Below are 12,164 nucleotides of genomic sequence, written 5' to 3'. Positions count from 1 at the left end.
TAAGATTTTAGTTGTATATTAGAAGTCTCTTGCTAATAATATTAAAAATATGAATATCAGTATAACTCAATTGTACTCTTTGTTAAGCGAGAAACTGGATAAAGACACCGCCGAGAGTCTGACGGCTTACATAGAGGCTAAGGTTGATAAAACAGTTGTGGATAAAACCAGCCATTTGGCTTCGAAAGAAGATTTGGCTAATGCTAAAACTGACATGATCAAATGGTTTGTAGGTTTGTTTTTTGCTTTGGCCTTGATGGTTATTGGCTTGTATTTTAAAAGTTGATATTTGCTGTCATTTCGACCAAAGGGAGAAATCTTATTCGAAGCGAAATGTATTAATTCTCGTTGAAAGAAGATTTCTCCCTTTGTTCGAAATGACAAAAAACAATGCTTCTTTTACCGGTATATTTTAAGCAACAATTAAATTGTAATTTCGGTATATTTAAAAATTACATGTTTGTATGAAGCCTAAAACCATGTTTTACATTTCCCTAATCGCCGGTATTTTAATTTTGGGTGAAGCTTTGTATAGTGCAGTTTATAATAAATCTGCCAAAAACAGTTTTTCTATCACCTGGAATTTGATTGCCAGTTCTTATTTGTTGTTTGCCGCTTATCGAAATTACAAGTTAATGAAATCCGGGGAAGATGTTAGTTGATAAGCAAGTATAAGTTTCAAAACCCACAAGCCCGTTTCTCATTTTCAACGGCAAACTTTTTAATCATTTCTTTGATTTCCCAGCGTTGTTGTTCCTGTTTGATTTTTTTTAAGTTGAGGCAATGCGTGCGGTTATAAGTATGGATCTGCAATTCGCAAAATTGGGTGGTTACTTTGGTAATTTCATGGGTCGGGATCACAACCGTTTCCTTTTTTATCGGACAAAAATATTGCAATTGGTTTTCTTCGATTTTAACCAATTCAACCGGCTTCTTTTTAAATTTGAAAACAAAAACCACGATGATAAATAATACGCACAACACCACATTGCCGAGGTAAAAAGCTGCCGGTAAAATTGCAACCGACGAACAAAGCGTAACCAGCACCAAAGCCGATAAAAAAATGCTGCTGTAAAGCCAAAGTTTGTTTAAGTTGGCATTCGCGTTCCGGTAATTGAGGTTGAGTTGATTGGTCATACAACTTAGGTTTTTCTCTTATACGGAAACCTGGTTGCAAAAAGTTACGTTATTTCGGGCTTAAATCTTCATAATCAGGCAATTTATCCACGAAAAAATATTTCTCCTGCTCAAAATCAATTTGGCAATAAAAATGCTCTAATCCATTGGTTACGGCAAGCAAAGGAACGCGGTGAACAATGTTATATCTTGCAATTTGATCAAACGCAGCTTGTGTAATTTTTACGGACGGCGCTTTGCATTCTACCAGCAAAATTTTTTCTCCTCGCGAATTAAAAATTAAAATATCCGATCGTTTGGACTGTCCGTTCAGTTTCAAACCGCCTTCCAATTGGATCAAACTTTTGGGATACTTCTTTTGCAATATTAAATATTGGATGAAATGTTGGCGCACCCATTCTTCCGGCGTTATCAACAAAGTTTTTTTGCGGATCTCATCAAACAAAAAGAACTTGTTGTTGCGTTCGGTAATTTGGAAAGGGTAGGGCGGCAGGTTGAGCGGGCAAAGGAGTTCCATCGGCACGAAAATCGGTAATAATTGACAGCAAACCTAAAGGGATTTTGTAATTTGGCGGTTGGAAATATGACTGCGAACGAGCTACTGAAAGACCTGAAAAGCCGGAAACTGAAACCGCTGTATTTGCTGCACGGCGAGGAGCCTTATTTTATTGATGAGGTGAGCAATTACATTGAACATGAGTTGCTTAGCGAAGCGGAACGTGGTTTTAACCAAACTGTTTTTTACGGAAAAGATACCGACCCGATGGCGGTGATCAACGCGGCAAAACGTTACCCGATGATGGCCGATTACCAAATTGTGCTGGTAAAAGAAGCACAGGACATGAAGTGGGGCAGCGATGACGAGAACAAGAAACACATCAACCCGGTTTTAGCTTACTTGGAAAACCCGCTGAAAAGTACAATTTTGGTTTTTTGTTACAAGTATGGCAAGTTTGACAAGCGCAAAAGAACGTACAAAGCCATCGAAAAAAATGGTTTAGTTTTCGAATCTTCGCCTTTGTACGATAGCAAAGTTCCGGCTTTTGTAGAACAATTTGTAGCTGCAAAAAATTATAAGATACAACCGCAAGCTTCGGCATTGTTATCAGAATATTTAGGAAATGATTTATCCAAGATTGCCAACGAACTGGAAAAATTAATGCTGAATGTTGCAGCAGGACAGGAAATTTCGACGCAAGATATCCAAGACAACATCGGCATCAGCAAAGAATACAATGTGTTTGAATTGCAAACTGCATTGAGCCGGAAAGATGTGTTGAAAGCAAACCGCATCATCAATTATTTTGAAGCCAACCAAAAAGCAAACCCCTTTGTGCTGGTTTTGGGCAACTTAAATTATTACTTTATCAAAGTACTCAAATTTCATTATCTGCCGGATAAATCACCGCAAAATGTGGCAAAAACTTTAGGCGTTGGTCCGTACTTTGTAAAAGATTTTGAGCAGGCCAGCCGAACTTTCAACTTTAATAAAACACTACAAGTCATCAGTTTGCTGCGCGATTACGATTTAAAAAGTAAAGGCGTAAATTCAACAGCCGATAACGGCGAACTGATGAAAGAATTAATTTTTAAAATTTTACACTGATTTTTAGGTGCTAAAAACAGTATCCGCATTTTATGTACAAACTTATCCGTCCGCTTTTCTTTCAATTCGACCCCGAAAAAATACACCATTTTGTAACGGCAGGTTTGAAAAGTGTTAACAAGTTTCCGGGTGCAGCAGCTATCAGCCGTGCTGTTTTTAGCATAGAAAACCCAAAATTAGAACGGGAAGTTTTTGGCTTGAAATTTAAAAACCCGGTTGGTTTGGCCGCCGGTTTCGATAAAAACGGAGAATTGATGGGCGAAATGGCCAACCTCGGTTTTGGTTTTGTAGAAGTTGGAACGGTAACGCCTTTGCCGCAACCCGGAAACCCAAAACCAAGAATGTTCCGTTTGCCGCAAGATGCCGGATTGATTAACCGCATGGGTTTCAATAATTTAGGCGTTGATGTAGTTGCAGAACGCCTTCGCCGTTATCGCACCTCACACCTCACACCTCACACCTCAAACCTAATCATCGGCGGCAACATCGGCAAAAATAAAAATACGCCCAATGAAGATGCGGTAAGCGATTATATCAAATGTTTCGACCGGCTTTTTGATGTGGTTGATTATTTCGTGGTGAATGTAAGCTCGCCGAATACGCCCGGTTTGCGCGAATTGCAGGAAAAAGAACCATTAAAAAAACTATTGCAAACCTTGCAGCAACGCAACCGGAAAAATGATATTTCGCGGCCAATCCTGCTCAAAATCGCGCCTGATTTGACCAATGAACAATTGGATGATATTATCGAAATTGTAAAAGAAAGCGGAATTGCAGGCGTAATTGCAACTAACACAACCATCAGCAGAGAAGGGTTAACTTCTCCGCAAAAAATCAAAAACGAAACCGGTGGATCAAGCGGCAAACCTTTAACCAAACGATCAACAGAAGTAATCCGATATTTATCCAAAAAATCAGGAAAAGCGTTTCCAATCATTGGTGTTGGCGGGATACATTCGGCACAAGATGCTTTTGAAAAATTGGAAGCCGGTGCTTCGCTGGTGCAATTGTATACAGGTTTTATTTATGAAGGGCCGGGGTTGATTAAAAGAATTAATCAGAGGTTGCTGAGAAAAGGAAATTGATTAGATCCGCGCTGTCATTTTGACCGAAGGGAGATACCTTCATCAAAGCGAAAAATAAAATGCTTCTTTTATCGGGTAAAAATTGGTGGCTTTTGTCATTTCGACCGAAGGGAGAAATCTTTTTTCAAAAGGAAAATCTAAGTAAATTTGAAGAGGATTTCTCACTGCGGTCGAAATGACAAACAAAAAAATCCTGTCCGCCAAAAACGCAAACAGGATTTGTATATTTTTACCTGGTAAAAGAAGTACTTGTTTATTTACCCGAAGCAATACGGATCGCTGCGTTGTTTTTGGCCAACTGGTCGTTTTTAGGCTGAACAGAACGGGAACCCAATTCTAAATCGGTAGCTAATTTTAAATGCTGTACTTCCAAACGGGAAACAGTTTTGTTTTTTCTATCTTTTCTTTTTAAACGCGTAACGCCCATGATCTTTGTTTTTTAATATTTTTTGTGGAGGTCGGGAGCGGATTCGAACCGCTGTAAAAGGTTTTGCAGACCTCTGCCTAGCCACTCGGCCACCCGACCCTGTTTAAGCGTGCAAAAATAACAAAATATTCTTTTCGGGCAATTTTTATTTCAATCGGTTCCGGCTGATTTCATTGCAAAAAATAGCCGTAGCAATGGCCACGTTTAAGGATTCTGCTTTGCCGGTTTGCGGTATCGTAATTTGCCGGTTGATCAAATCTTGGATTTCTGGCCGGATGCCGTTGCCTTCGTTGCCCATCAAAATCAAGCCTTCGCTGCCAAAATTGGTTTGGTAGATGTTTTCGCCGTGCAGCATCGCGCCAAAAACGGGTTGCTTAATTTGGGGCAGTAAAAGAAGCAAGTTGGCATAATGCACTTTGATCCGCGACAGCGAGCCCATCGTGGCCTGCACCACTTTTGGGTTGTAAACATCAACGGTATCTTCGGAACAAATAATTTGCGAAATGCCAAACCAATCTGCCGTGCGGATGATTGTTCCTAAATTCCCCGGATCCTGTATTCCATCCAAAACCAAGGTAAACTTATCGGCCAACTGTTGTGGTTCAATTTGGTTGGTTTCCGGGATTGCTACCAGCGCAATTACTTCCTGCGGCGTAGTAAGGCTGCTTATTTTTTCAAGTTCCGCCGACGAAACTTCTTCAAGCTTTATTTTACCCGAAACTTTCAGCATTTTTGATGCTGAATGCGGCGTATGAAATACTGTTTTTACCGTATAAAAATCTGAATGCAAAAAGTCGGAAACAGATTTCAGCCCTTCAACCAGGAACAGGCCATGCGCTTTCCGGTGCTTCTTTTGTTGTAATGATTTTAAAAAAGAGATTTGATTTGAAACCATACGTGTACGCTAAACTAAATGCTGTTGCAATTTTAAGTATTTTAAGCCTGATCCTGGTTTCCGGCTGCAGCATTACGCGGAGGTTGAAACCAAACCAATCTTTAGTGCGCAAAATTACGGTGAAAGGCATCAGCGAAGAATTTGCCGAGCCGGCAAAAAATTATGTGGACAAGCAGCAGCAGCCCAACAGTATCGTAAACCTGCAGTTTTATTATGCCTTTAGCAAAAACGGAAAGAAGAATATTGGCGAACCACCAGCCATTTTAGACAGCGATCTGGTAGAGTTTTCCCGGGTGCAAATCCAGAAATTTTTGCAGAACAAAGGCTTTTTAAATGCGCGGGTTGCCGATGACATCAAAATCAAAAATAAAAAAGCCGAACTGATTTTTACCGTTACGCCGGGGACGATGTTTAAAGTGCGCCGTTATAAAGACAGTATTGCCGACCCGAAACTGGCAGTTTTGTATCAGGCCAATAAAAATTTGATCACGCACATTAGGCCGGCAAAACGATATGATGAAGACAGTTTGGCGTTTGACCGCGAACAGTTTTACCAGTTGATGAAGCGCAACGGCTACTACGATTTTTACCGCCAATACGTTAATTTTTCGGTTGATACCGCTTTAAACAAAGGTTTGGTGGATGTGGATTTGGTGGTGGACAACCCGGCAGGCAAACAAGCGCATACTCCTTTTACCATCAATAATACGTTGATCGTGGTTGACCGAAGCTCCGGAAGGGCGCGCGGCAAAGCCGATACTTTACAATTGGATTCGCAGTTTCGGTTTGTGGATTTTTCGGGAAAGTTTAAACCGAAGACGATCACCCGGTATATTTTTCAGAAAAAAGGGCAATTGTACAACATCAACAACCAAACGCTGACCACCATGCGTTTGTCTGAATTAAATGTTTTTAGAAACGTTCCAAGCCCGGCCTACACCAAAACACCCGACAGCACCAACCGATTGGACACGCGCTTGGAACTGATCCCGCTGAAAAAAATGTCTAACCGCGTAGAGGCCGAATTTATTTTCAACAATGGCCGTTACGGTTTCAACTTGGCCAACACTTATACCAACCGTAATTTATTTGGCGGTGCCGAAATTTTGCAGGTAAAATTTAACTACAGCATTTTGTACGACAACGCCAAAGAGCAGTCGGCTTTGAACAACGGCATCCAAAACCAGGATTTTAAAATTGGCGCCAACCTTACTTATCCGGGCATTATTTCCCCTTTTGGCATCCGTGCTTCCGGATTGTATGGTATCCCACATACAACCTTTGCTTCCAATTACAATTATTTTTTTCAAAGTGGTTTGGTGGCCCGGCGCAACATCATCAACTCTATTACTTACGATTGGGCCGAAAACAACCTCAAACAGCATTCTTTTACGCCCATCAATATCCAGTTTTCTTCGGGTACGATTGATCCCAAAGCAAGGCAGGATTTATTGGCCGACAACCGCTACTCGTACATTTATTTGATTGGCCGGACCGTTTTTACAGCCGGGAGTCAATATACTTTTTCTAAAAACTACGGCTTGTTGACCAGCTACCAAAATTTTATTTTCTTTAGGGGAAGTTTGGATTTGGGCGGAAACTCGCTGGCCCTGATCAGTAAATTGGCCAATACAAAACGTGATACGCTTGGCCAGCATACTGTTTTTGGCCAAGCATTTTCGCAGTACGCAAAAGGCGAGGCCGACTTGCGTTTTTACCACAGTTTGGGCGGAGAGCGGCAATTTATTTTCCGTATCAATCCCGGAATCGGCGTGCCATACGGCAACAGCAACCAGTTGATTTTCGAGAAAAACTTTTATGTGGGCGGTACCAATGATATGCGCGCCTGGTTGCCCCGAACGCTTGGGCCAGGCAGTTTTAACCGCGCCACTTTTTATCCGGATGATCTCCAGCGTGCCCGGTTTAAATATTTAGACCAGTTTGGCGAAATTAAAATTGTGGCCAATGCCGAATACCGCTATAAAATTGCCAACAATTTTTTTGGTTCTAAATTAAAAGGCGCACTTTTTACGGATATTGGAAACGTTTGGCGTTTGCACGATCAGCCTTTGGAAAACCCGGGCGGGCAATTTACACTAGCCACTTTGCCCAAAACCGTTGCTGTTGGCATCGGCACCGGCGTCCGCGTAGATTTAGGTTTCTTTGTTTTCCGGTTGGATGCCGGGTTTAAATTTAAAGACCCGCAGTTTAGCGGAAGCGAACAATGGGTTTTGCTGAACCATTTGAGCGAGTTGTTTTATTCCGGAGACTTCAAAAACAATTATCAGCAAAACAACGGCGAGAAATACAGTTTTATGCAATTAAATTTTGGTATCGGGATGCCGTTTTAAAAGAGGTGCCTCAGGCCATCAAAAATGGTTTCAAAAAACGTTCCCAGGCTCATGCCGCCGTTATAATTAAAATAGCTGAACAGGCAAAAAATCACAAAGGCGATGATGATAAAGCGTTTGAACAAATAACCAAACAAGATCAAAATTAGCGGGACGGCAACCAGAAACTTCCAACTAATGCTGTAAGGGTCCAGTTTAGAATCGTGTTTGTAGATGTAATACAAGCGGGAATGCGAACCAAAATCGTCGCGGTGTTTTAAATACAAAAAGCTCGATTTTTCTAATTTATGGTGATAAAAAGCAATCCCGTTTTCAAACTTTAACTCTTCTTTAAAACCATTCACCGTAAAATTGAACAGCCCGTTGATGTTTTCCTGCGGGGTTCCGGCAGAATCACAGGCAACTACGGCCACTTCCTCTTTTGCAAAAGGGTTTTCTTTCAAAATAAACTGGTTTATATGTACTTCTGCAGCTTTAGCAAAACCAAAAAAGCAGAGCAATAAAAGGAAACAGAATGCTGTTTTTATCATCATAAAATTGGTATCGAATTAAGTGTTTTTATTGAAAACCAAAAAATTGCATTTGCCGAGTTGCCAATTTTTACCTGCTAAAAACAGTATTGGCTTTGCGCTTAAAGTTAATACTTTATTAGAATTTGCTAAACAATATGCAGCGGCATACAGTTAACAGGTTGAAAAACGTTTTTTGCCTGATCCTTTTTTATTAAAATTTGCCTTAATAAAAGTTTTTAAAAACAACTTTAACAATGAAAAAGTACTTTACAAAAGAAGCATTCAAAAATGGGTTCAAGCTGATGTCAGGCACGCTCAACGGGTTTTTGGACGACAAAGGTTTAAAACTGAGCGCGTCGCTGGCTTATTACACCGTTTTTTCGCTGGCACCATTGCTGCTGTTGCTTATCTCCTTTGTGGGATTGGTTTTAGGTCAGGATGCTGTTCACAACAATAAAATATTTGATGGCATTAATGGCATGGTGGGCGACCAGGCCGCCAAACAGATACAGGACATGATTAAAAGTGCACAGCTTTCGGGCAAAACAACAAGCGCAGTGGTTATCGGTGGCGTTACTTTACTGTTGGGCGCGACAAGTATTTTTGCAGAAATCCAGGATTCGATCAACATTATTTGGAAGGTTAAAGCGAAGCCAAAACGCGGCTGGTTAAAGTTGCTGCAAGACCGCTTGCTGTCTTCGTCATTGATCGTTGCTTTGGGTTTTTTGCTGATCGTGTCGCTGGTTATAAACGGTTTGGTGCTTGCTTTAAGCGGCCTGCTTACCCGTTTTTTGCCCGATATCACCATTATACTTGTACAGGTTATTAATTTGGTGATTAGTTTTATCGTTATTACCGTACTTTTTGGGGTAATATTTAAAGTTTTGCCCGATGTAAAAATTGGTTGGAAAGATGTGCGCTCGGGTGCTTTGTTTACCGCTGTTTTATTTATGATCGGCCGTTTTTTGATCGGCCTTTATATTTCTACCACCGGCACCGGCTCAACTTATGGCGCTGCCGGTTCGCTTATCGTGATTTTGGTTTGGGTTTATTACACTGCCGCCATTTTATATTTTGGCGCCGAGTTTACCCAAGTTTACGCCGAATTCAAAGGCGTTAAAATTGCACCGGCAGATTATGCGGTACATGTGCAGCAAACAGAAGTTGAACGTGATGTTGCCGTTTTGCCGCCTTCGGGCAATTTGGAAAAGAAGTAGTTTTTTATTAAGCCTTAACGGAGCGTGCTTGAAGCAATAGCTTGATTTGGGTTTAATTTCCCACAAGAGCCTGTTAATCATTCAACCCCTTTCTGTTGAGGATTTGCTCAATACATTTTTCAACCCTTGCTTCCCGGGTTTTGGGTTGTTTAGGTTGAGAAAAATAAAGGTGGTAGGCCCGTTGCCGTCCCGGTGTCAATGCCTCAAATGCAGTTTTTAAAGCAGCATTTTTATCCAATCTATGTCGAAATTCTTCAGGAAATGCCAGTTCTGTATTCTTTTTAAATTCTACTTTTAAACCGGCGTTTTCCACTTCAATGGCTTCAAAAATATAAGTTTTCAAAATGGTTTCCTTCTCCACAATTTCCTGAATATTGGTAAACCGAACTTGTCGCGCAGCCTGCACATTTTCCGTTTGTTGGATGAGGACATGATGGGCATCGTTTAGCAAGGCACCTTTAAAAAACAAAAGCGCAAAGTATTTTTTAAATACATGTATCAAAACGATGTTGTTGTTGTCAAAAGTATAACAAGGACAGCCCCACTTTAGTTCTTCAGCCAGCCCGCAATCCAAAACAATTGACCGTAATTTCCTGGTTTCTTCCTGCCAATTTGAGGCTTTGTTAAAATAGAAGTCAACTTTCGGGTTCATAATATTTCTATAGTACAATTATTGAAGTGTTAGAGCCTGTTTAAATTTATATCATAAAATTTTACAATGCTTCTTTTATGCCTATAAATTTGGTGTGTTCGGATATTTTGCGGCTACAAAAAGACAATGGTTTTTATGTGGTAAAAGAAGCATGGCAAATAAGTTTAACAAAATTTAAACAGGCTCTTAACTTGGAAAAATTTAGTTTATATATAAAAACAACATTTTTTGTTTGTGCAAATGTTTGTCTGCTTAATAAAATTGTCCATCGTAATTGTTGCCTTTATGCTATTGCCATCAGCAGAAAAGGTATTGCCGATGGTGTGAGTGCTTAAAAGTTTTTAGGCTGAAACCAAAGTTAAATTATTGTTTGAAAACTGATGCTTCTTTTATCGGCTAAAATTTCGTTAATTAAGCTGGAACCGAAGCAAGACAGCGAAACAATTCGTTGTCTTGCACCACTTGTTTTTCTGTTTTTGTTGTCAGGATAAAACTTCTTATTCCTCGCCTTTAAATAGCTTCATGGCCAACAAACCATAACCCATTGCGGCACCCGAGCGCAAAGCAGCCGTAATCATAATCGTTTCGGCAATTTCTTCTTCTGTTGCCCCATGTTCTTTGGCTTGTTTTGTGTGCTTTTCAAGGCAGTACGGGCATTGCGTTGTCAGTGCAACGCCTAACGAAATTAGTTCTTTATACTTCAATGGGATTATAGTTTCAACTTCCCCAACTTCGTGGTCAAAATTAAACCAGGCCTTTGCTTGGTTTGGCGCTCCTTTAATAATGTCTTTCGCAAATTTTTTGTCCGAACTTTCTGTAAATTTTGTCATTTTATTTTTTGTAATTGATTGTTTTTAAATTAGTAAGCGTTCTTTTGATTGGGTTTAAAATTGTATAGCCTAAGCTAAGTGTAATACACATTGGGCAGATGCCAAACCTAAAAAAGAGAAGCACTATCTTTTTGTGAAAAGGTAAGTTTGCCGGAATAATTGGGCAACTAACACCATTCTCAGATATGGTTTGGATTGGACAATCTTTTTATTTATTGATATCAAAAGTTCAAAATTATCGCCTGCCTTTTCCAATTGTTTTCAGTTTTTCGTCTTGGGGCCAATAGTTACGGGCTATCTTTTACAATAACCGCCAGGACTACGGGCTTGGCGAAGAACTGGTATTTGTAATTCTTCTGCCAAAACCAAAGTTAAATTAATGTTCAAATGCTGATGCTTCTTTTATCGGCTAAATTTTTGTTCCGTCCGCCTAAACAGAAGCAAAATAGAAAAACAAAAGTTCAATAACTTCCGTTAGCCAGTTTTTTGCCAAACCAATGTTGGCGGTTCGTGCTATTGGTCGTGAAGCATTTTTACTTTTTTAGTGTCATGTGTCCGTCTTGCTTTTGTCTTGCGGGATTTTAGAAATTCGCTAAATTCTTTTTCCTCTTTGTCGCTTAAAGCTTTATTTACAAAAACAAAGTCTTTATCGTCCATTTTCTTGAAATCTATCATAGCTTAAAGTCTTTAAAATATTTGGTTGTTAAAATAAGTGCCTCTTTGGTGTCAATAAACATACGGTTACCGCCAAACAGTTTTGCACCCAAAGCCTGCTCATAATGTCCGATCAGTTGCGTTTTTGCTATAAAAGAAACTACGCCTTCATAGCTTTTTTCAAAAGATATTTTGCAGGCAAAAGCAACAAGATTACCTGCTACTCCTTTATAAAGTTTATTTTTTCCCTTATTGAATTTTGCACTTTCAATCAAATCCATGAAAATATGGTCACCTTTGTGCGTTAGGCTAATTAATCCATGAATAATAGTTGGGTTATTAACTGTTGTCAGTTTATAAATTTGCCTGGTTTTGTCTTTGAGTTCGGTTTGCCAATTAAAAGTCCATTCAGTCTTTTTGATTTGCTTGCTGCCAGTAGACTGAAGTAAAGTAACTAAGGTATCAAAAACTTCGCCTGAAACGGCGTTTTCAATTGAGTTGGTCAGCTTATCAACTTCAAAATCAAGTTCTATTTCTTTAGATTGTTTCACCGAACGAATTTACGAAAAAAGAAGCTGCCGGTCAATGAATTTTACATTATCGGAAGTCGTTGCAAGCATGACCGCCAACGCCGGGGGCTTGGCGAAGAACTGGTATTTGAAACCCGTCAACTAAAACCAAAGCTAAATTAATATTCAAATGTTGATGCTTCTTTTACCGGCTAAATTTTGTTCCTTCTGCGGAACCAAAGCAAAACAGCAAAACAAAAGTTGATGTTACTTCCTTCAGTCAGTTTTT

General features: G+C 39.8%; 16 protein-coding genes and 1 tRNA gene. 7 read left to right on the top strand and 10 right to left on the bottom strand.

The genetic code is table 11. The annotated features are described in order from the left end of the window. Window positions 1–49: 49 nt before the first annotated feature. Together V5804_RS13640 and V5804_RS13635 are read left to right on the top strand one after the other, a co-directional pair. Entirely contained in the window at window positions 50–286 is a 237-nt protein-coding gene (locus V5804_RS13640; protein WP_369591951.1) for a hypothetical protein, read from the top strand. A 193-nt stretch (window positions 287–479) separates the two neighbouring features. Continuing rightward, window positions 480–662: a hypothetical protein gene (locus V5804_RS13635; protein WP_369591950.1), complete on the top strand. Its 183-nt coding sequence runs from the start codon at window positions 480–482 to the stop codon at window positions 660–662. Window positions 663–678: 16 nt separating this feature from the next. Here the strand turns inward: V5804_RS13635 and V5804_RS13630 are convergent, their stop codons facing one another. After that, entirely contained in the window at window positions 679–1,137 is a 459-nt protein-coding gene (locus V5804_RS13630) for a hypothetical protein (protein ID WP_369591949.1), read from the bottom strand. A 49-nt stretch (window positions 1,138–1,186) separates the two neighbouring features. Further along, window positions 1,187–1,654, bottom strand: a complete 468-nt coding sequence (locus V5804_RS13625) for a type I restriction enzyme HsdR N-terminal domain-containing protein (RefSeq protein WP_369591948.1) — start codon at window positions 1,652–1,654, stop codon at window positions 1,187–1,189. A gap of 66 nt (window positions 1,655–1,720) precedes the next feature. Between V5804_RS13625 and holA the strand changes: the two genes are divergently transcribed. Together holA and V5804_RS13615 are read left to right on the top strand one after the other, a co-directional pair. After that, window positions 1,721–2,743 (top strand): DNA polymerase III subunit delta, encoded by a 1,023-nt coding sequence (gene holA / locus V5804_RS13620; protein WP_369591947.1) that lies wholly within the window; start codon window positions 1,721–1,723, stop codon window positions 2,741–2,743. A 32-nt stretch (window positions 2,744–2,775) separates the two neighbouring features. Beyond that, window positions 2,776–3,828, top strand: coding sequence for a quinone-dependent dihydroorotate dehydrogenase (locus V5804_RS13615; RefSeq protein ID WP_369591946.1), 1,053 nt, complete (start codon window positions 2,776–2,778; stop codon window positions 3,826–3,828). A 253-nt stretch (window positions 3,829–4,081) separates the two neighbouring features. Here V5804_RS13615 and V5804_RS13610 read toward each other — a convergent pair whose 3' ends face one another. The 3 genes from V5804_RS13610 to V5804_RS13600 form a co-directional block, all read right to left on the bottom strand. Beyond that, window positions 4,082–4,255, bottom strand: coding sequence for a spore protein (locus tag V5804_RS13610; RefSeq protein WP_369591945.1), 174 nt, complete (start codon window positions 4,253–4,255; stop codon window positions 4,082–4,084). A gap of 25 nt (window positions 4,256–4,280) precedes the next feature. Next, window positions 4,281–4,354 (bottom strand) — tRNA-Cys (locus tag V5804_RS13605). 46 nt (window positions 4,355–4,400) lie between these two features. Next, entirely contained in the window at window positions 4,401–5,150 is a 750-nt protein-coding gene (locus V5804_RS13600) for a TrmH family RNA methyltransferase (RefSeq protein WP_369591944.1), read from the bottom strand. Between V5804_RS13600 and V5804_RS13595 the strand changes: the two genes are divergently transcribed. Further along, the gene (locus tag V5804_RS13595) at window positions 5,141–7,501 is read left to right on the top strand and encodes a BamA/TamA family outer membrane protein (protein WP_369591943.1); all 2,361 of its coding nucleotides are present in this window, start codon (window positions 5,141–5,143) and stop codon (window positions 7,499–7,501) included. The genes V5804_RS13600 and V5804_RS13595 overlap by 10 nt on opposite strands. Here the strand turns inward: V5804_RS13595 and V5804_RS13590 are convergent. Next, complete coding sequence (locus tag V5804_RS13590; RefSeq protein ID WP_369591942.1) at window positions 7,498–7,944, bottom strand: hypothetical protein; 447 nt, start codon at window positions 7,942–7,944, stop codon at window positions 7,498–7,500. The two genes, V5804_RS13595 and V5804_RS13590, sit on opposite strands and share 4 nt — an antisense overlap. A gap of 323 nt (window positions 7,945–8,267) precedes the next feature. Here V5804_RS13590 and V5804_RS13585 point away from each other — a divergent pair, with 323 nt between their 5' ends. Then, window positions 8,268–9,230: a YihY/virulence factor BrkB family protein gene (locus tag V5804_RS13585; RefSeq protein WP_369591941.1), complete on the top strand. Its 963-nt coding sequence runs from the start codon at window positions 8,268–8,270 to the stop codon at window positions 9,228–9,230. Between the two features lie 73 nt (window positions 9,231–9,303). Here the strand turns inward: V5804_RS13585 and V5804_RS13580 are convergent, their stop codons facing one another. After that, window positions 9,304–9,882, bottom strand: a complete 579-nt coding sequence (locus V5804_RS13580) for a YdeI family protein (protein ID WP_369591940.1) — start codon at window positions 9,880–9,882, stop codon at window positions 9,304–9,306. Window positions 9,883–9,959: 77 nt separating this feature from the next. Here V5804_RS13580 and V5804_RS13575 point away from each other — a divergent pair, with 77 nt between their 5' ends. Next, a complete protein-coding gene (locus tag V5804_RS13575; RefSeq protein ID WP_369591939.1) occupies window positions 9,960–10,217 on the top strand; it encodes a hypothetical protein in 258 nt (85 codons plus the stop codon). A 162-nt stretch (window positions 10,218–10,379) separates the two neighbouring features. Here V5804_RS13575 and V5804_RS13570 read toward each other — a convergent pair whose 3' ends face one another. From V5804_RS13570 to V5804_RS13560, 3 genes are all read right to left on the bottom strand, one after another. Beyond that, window positions 10,380–10,712, bottom strand: coding sequence for a carboxymuconolactone decarboxylase family protein (locus tag V5804_RS13570; protein WP_369591938.1), 333 nt, complete (start codon window positions 10,710–10,712; stop codon window positions 10,380–10,382). 513 nt (window positions 10,713–11,225) lie between these two features. Further along, window positions 11,226–11,369 carry a hypothetical protein gene (locus tag V5804_RS13565; RefSeq protein WP_369591937.1) on the bottom strand — a complete coding sequence of 48 codons (144 nt, stop codon included), beginning with the start codon at window positions 11,367–11,369 and terminating at the stop codon, window positions 11,226–11,228. Between the two features lie 14 nt (window positions 11,370–11,383). After that, the gene (locus V5804_RS13560; protein WP_369591936.1) at window positions 11,384–11,917 is read right to left on the bottom strand and encodes a hypothetical protein; all 534 of its coding nucleotides are present in this window, start codon (window positions 11,915–11,917) and stop codon (window positions 11,384–11,386) included. Window positions 11,918–12,164 lie beyond the last annotated feature (247 nt).

This window comes from Mucilaginibacter sp., from assembly GCF_041088075.1.
Lineage (GTDB): Bacteria > Bacteroidota > Bacteroidia > Sphingobacteriales > Sphingobacteriaceae > Mucilaginibacter_A.
The sequence above is the reverse complement of the archived record's forward strand: the minus strand, read 5'-3'. Positions and strand labels throughout refer to the sequence as shown.